Genomic DNA, 4,787 nt, shown 5'->3' on the forward strand with positions numbered 1-4,787 from the left:
GGCAGAAAGTTTCTTCTCTACTTTAAAAAGAGAATTTACAAATCATCGAAGATTCAAAAATCTTGATGAAGCCTGATCAGATATCTTCTATTATATTGAAATCTTTTATAATAGAAAAAGGTTACATTCGGCTATCGATTACAAAACTCCTGTTATGTTCGAACTGGGGTTTGCTGCCTAAGCAGGTGTCCACAATATCGGGGGAAGGTCAATAGAATCTTTGAGTAACCCAAGATAGGCTTTCTACTTTCCTATAAATATTGAACATATCATCTATTTTCATTACTTAAATAAAGATCAGTAAGGCCTATGTAAACAACGAAACGGTTCACTCAACTATTTTCATTTGCATTTCATTCATACGTCCACCATACACCTTTATTTTAGAAAATTCAGCTTCAATTTCAATCAAATCGGTAGGTGTTAGTTGGATATCAATGGACGCTAAGTTTTCTTCCAGATGATCCATTTTCCGAGTTCCGGGAATAGGAACAATCCACGATTTCTGTGCCAATAACCAAGCAAGTGCTATTTGAGCCGATGTTGCTCCCTTTTTCTTTCCAAATCGTTTCAGAAAATCGAGAATCGGTAGATTTGCCTTTCTATTTTCAGGACTAAAGCGATCAAAGCCAGACCGTAGATCTGTCTTTTGATCAAGCACTACATTTGGTTTGATTTTTCCGGTCAAATATCCCATTCCCACTGGACCCCAGGGAACAAATCCGATGTCTAGTTCCTCACAGATATCCAAAACCCCATTATTTTCAGGGTCTCTTGTCATAAGGGAGTATTCCGTTTGAACGGCAGTGACCTGATGCACCGCATTTGCTCGGCGAATTGTTTTTGCACTTGCCTCAGATAATCCGTAATGTAAAACCTTTCCCTCTCTTATGAGATCCTGAATTGCGCCAACAACATCTTCAATCGGAACATTCGGGTCAACTCGGTGTTGGTAATAAAGATCAATACGATCAGTTTGTAATCGTTTCAGTGAACCTTCTACGGCTTTCTTGATATGTTCGGGCTTGCTGTTCAAACCACCTACTTCCAAATCAAAACCAAATTTGGTCGCGATCACTACTTCGTTTCGGATGGGAGAAAGAGCTTCACCAACTAACAATTCATTGGTGTATGGTCCATATACCTCTGCAGTATCAAAGAAAGTCACTCCCTTTTCAAATGCAGACCGAATGAGCCGGATTCCTTGCATTTTATCCGCCGGGGGACCATAATTGGCACTAATGCTCATGCACCCCGCCCCCAATTCAGAAACTTTCAATGTTCCCAGTGTACGAGTTTTCATTTTGTTTTTTGAAATACTTTGGTCTTTGCTGTTTCCTATTTTGCTACCTCTCGATTGATTCGATGATTCAGCGATTAAGTTAGGTACGGTAAATAAACTCGCCCCGACTAGTGCCGCTTTTTCCAAAAAACTTTGCCGACTAAGGCCATTAGGGTCTTCTATGTTCGATACTCTTGTTTTATGATTTGTTTCCATAAATATTACCTTTAGAGTAACAAAATAAAAGAGAATCAACAATACACGATTTTATAAATTGTTGCCTAATTTTACGAATGATAGAAAAAAGATAAAGTTCGCTTAACATATATTAGCTGATGTACATTCCACCTGAATTGCGAGGATTGATTGCATCTTTTGCCGGAGTTATACCAAAATAACGTTTATATTCCCGATTGAATTGGGAAGGGCTTTCGTAGCCGACTCGATAAGCAGCCGATATGACATTGAGCCCCTCTTCCGTCATAAGTAATTTAGCTTTTTGTAAACGAACGTTTTTAATGTACTGCAAAGGGGATACATTCGTTACAGCCTTGAAACTGGAATGAAATGTAGTAGTACTCATACCAGCATCCATAGCGAGATATTTCAGATCCAATCCTTCATCGTATGATTCATGAATTTTGTTAAGTATACGTGCAATTTGAAAGAATCGTCGATTACGAAAAGCGAGTGCGTGGAGCGAACTTCCATTTTCACCACACAATACTCTAAATATAATCTCCCGCATAATCATTGGTCCGAGAATCCGGCTTTCCGTTGGTGAAGAGAGTGTTTCAAGCAACCGAACCGCCGAATCAGAAATAATGTCTGTTAGTTTTGCTCCGTAAACACCTTTAGGCAGTGCGTCCGCTTGATAATTTGTCTCTTCCATTTCAAGGAGCATCTCTCCTAAAATCGCTGGGTCTACGCTGATATAGAAGCCAAGGATCGGCTCTCCAGGTTTTGTTACCGCTTCGCATTCGATGGGCATCGGCACAGACAAAACTAAATAATTGGAAGGGTCATATGTATACGTTTCCTCACCTAAAAAAACACTTTTCGTTCCTTGTGCGAGAAAAATCACACTTGCTAAATAGGATTTTGGTGTACGTGCGAAAGAATTATCAGTACGAACTAAAAAAACACCTTTTATCTTTGAAGGGAAGACTCCCTCTTCAGGTAGAAGGTCTTTAAGAAGTTCAACCATCTTAAGCCGTTTTGTTTCCATACTATCCATTTTCATATTTACTTTCCTGCCCAAAATATTTTGATCTTTCAAAAACTTACTAGTTCACTATTTTTCCAACTTGGTTTTAACTTCCTTTAGAAAGTCTTCCGTTTCCATTTGCCACGTCATCCTTCCTCTAATGATAAAAATATGTTTCAAAAAATTTCCTTTTCGTTCTGATACTAATTTCGCAAAATCTTCAATGAATCTTTGTTCGAATTTGCTATTGAGGGAATTAAACAAAATAACATCTTTACTTGTGAAATCATTGTTTCTTACAAATTCCCATATGGGTGGAGCGGGACTATACAACCAAATGGGAGAACCAATATAAATCGTGCGATACGATGATAAGTCGATTGTAGAGGGTGAAATGGATGCTATGTGATCTCTTGCATCTTTCATCGCATTGAGCCATCCTAAAAATCCGATTTTGTATTCATCTGCATCTATCCTTAATACATGGGCATTCTTAATTTTAGCGATCTCCAATGCCATCAATTCGGTGTTGCCTGATCTTGAAAAATATACAACTAAGATTGTGGAACTACTTTCGTTTTTAGGGTAATTCGAAATCAATTTTTCGTTTTTATTTAGCTGGTATTTTTCAATCTGGATAACAGAAGTAAGATTTATTACTACGGACAAGGTAATGATTCCCAGAACAATCTCGAACATGATGATGTATTTTTTCTCCAACCGGAATTTATTCATTAGATTCTAAAATTTATTAATTTAATTATAAATTATTTTTAGGAGCAAAGTAACGTCATCTAGATTCGATTCCATTTCTACTTACTCATATGCCAAAGAGGAAGAAAGATCACGATAAGCATTTACTTGCAATTGCAATTCACCAATCTTTCGTTCTGCTTCTGCAATTGCATCCGCACCAGCTAACCATCGTTTTGGCGGTTCCGTTTGGTTTGCAACGGAAATCAGCGCTTTTGCCAACTTACTTGAATCCCCTCCTTGTTTTCCGCTCATACCATTCCAGAATGGACGTAACTCAGCGTTCCGAGCAGCATAATCCTCCAGTAAGTTTTCGGCCCATGCTGTGGAGGATGGTTCAAGCAACTCGGTTCTAAAAAATCCAGGTTCTACGATTGTAGTTTTAATTCCGAAGGGAGTAGTTTCAATTTGCAAGGATTCCATAAAACCTTCCAAACCAAATTTGGAAGCGGCGTAAGCCGAACAAAATTCATAACCAACTAAGCCAGCTGTAGAAGATATGGATATGATATGTCCGGAGTGGTTTTTCCGCATAACAGGAAGAATTGACCGCGTTACATTCATTGGTCCGTATAGATTTGTCGCCATCTGGGATTCTATTTGTTTACTACTGAGCTCTTCAAAAAAGCCCGCATAGAAATTTCCTGCATTATTAACGAGAACATCGATGGTTCCAAATTGTTTCAGTGCCGAATCGACCGCCATTTCGATTTCTTTTGGATTTGTAACATCCATTTTTAAAATCAATAAATTGTCCGAAGATGTTCCAACGGATTTTTCTACTTTTGAAATATCGCGACCGGTTGCAACCACCCTAAAGCCGGCCGCTAAAGCTGCTTTTACAATCTCGACACCCATACCCCGACTTGCACCGGTAACAAACCAAACCTTTTTAGTTTCCATACGATCTCCTTTCTGTGGTTTGAATATACCACATTGATAAGGAAATCATCAATACCCGATTTTTCGAATCATTGCCCAATCTTTCGAAACTTACTTAAATTCGACGATATTTTAGCTAGTTTTATTGTATAATACAACAGATCATTAATCACCGAAGAATCGGTTGCTTAAACTCTACCGAATATATCTTTGAAGCTTGGGGTGCGATCTCAAATATTTTCATGTTATAAAATGAATTAAAGTAGGAGTAAGAAAGAAATTGGGACAATAATGTTCCAGCAGAGAGTTCACAACTCTATCTGAATGAACTCTCTTTTATTAAGTCCATTCAAGTCATCGGTATTGAGAAATTGGTAGGTATTTCTAATTTAGAATCAAATCCATTTGTGCGGAATGGTGCTAGGAAATCAACCCTAATCTCTTAACACCATTCGGCACAAAACCCCTCTTTCTCCATCACAACCTAACACCTACCTATCAAAAAAGGACTCCTCCAAGCCTTGCCCTTCCCCGAACCTACTTCTTGTAAAAGGAACCTCTAGAAATCGATCCTATGAGAAAAATGGTGGGTATTGATATAGTATTCACCTGACAGCTTCGAAGAAGCAGTGGTCACACATCCTGTAAACGGAAAAATGATTT

4 protein-coding genes and 1 pseudogene are annotated in these 4,787 nt (G+C 38.4%); 1 reads left to right on the forward strand and 4 read right to left on the reverse strand.

The annotated features are described in order from the left end of the window. Window positions 1-181, forward strand: a pseudogene (locus EHS11_RS20270) (IS3 family transposase); the annotation flags it as partial. A 147-nt stretch (window positions 182-328) separates the two neighbouring features. Here EHS11_RS20270 and EHS11_RS19665 read toward each other — a convergent pair. From EHS11_RS19665 to EHS11_RS19680, 4 genes are all read right to left on the reverse strand, one after another. Continuing rightward, the gene (locus EHS11_RS19665; protein ID WP_210413729.1) at window positions 329-1,498 is read right to left on the reverse strand and encodes an aldo/keto reductase; all 1,170 of its coding nucleotides are present in this window, start codon (window positions 1,496-1,498) and stop codon (window positions 329-331) included. Window positions 1,499-1,610: 112 nt separating this feature from the next. Further along, on the reverse strand, window positions 1,611-2,561 hold the full coding sequence (locus EHS11_RS19670; protein ID WP_246048095.1) for an AraC family transcriptional regulator: 951 nt from the start codon (window positions 2,559-2,561) through the stop codon (window positions 1,611-1,613). 15 nt (window positions 2,562-2,576) lie between these two features. After that, a complete protein-coding gene (locus EHS11_RS19675; RefSeq protein WP_210413730.1) occupies window positions 2,577-3,224 on the reverse strand; it encodes a flavodoxin family protein in 648 nt (215 codons plus the stop codon). An 81-nt stretch (window positions 3,225-3,305) separates the two neighbouring features. After that, window positions 3,306-4,145: an SDR family oxidoreductase gene (locus tag EHS11_RS19680; protein WP_135766101.1), complete on the reverse strand. Its 840-nt coding sequence runs from the start codon at window positions 4,143-4,145 to the stop codon at window positions 3,306-3,308. Window positions 4,146-4,787 lie beyond the last annotated feature (642 nt).

The organism is Leptospira ilyithenensis, from assembly GCF_004771005.1.
Classification (GTDB): domain Bacteria; phylum Spirochaetota; class Leptospiria; order Leptospirales; family Leptospiraceae; genus Leptospira_A; species Leptospira_A ilyithenensis.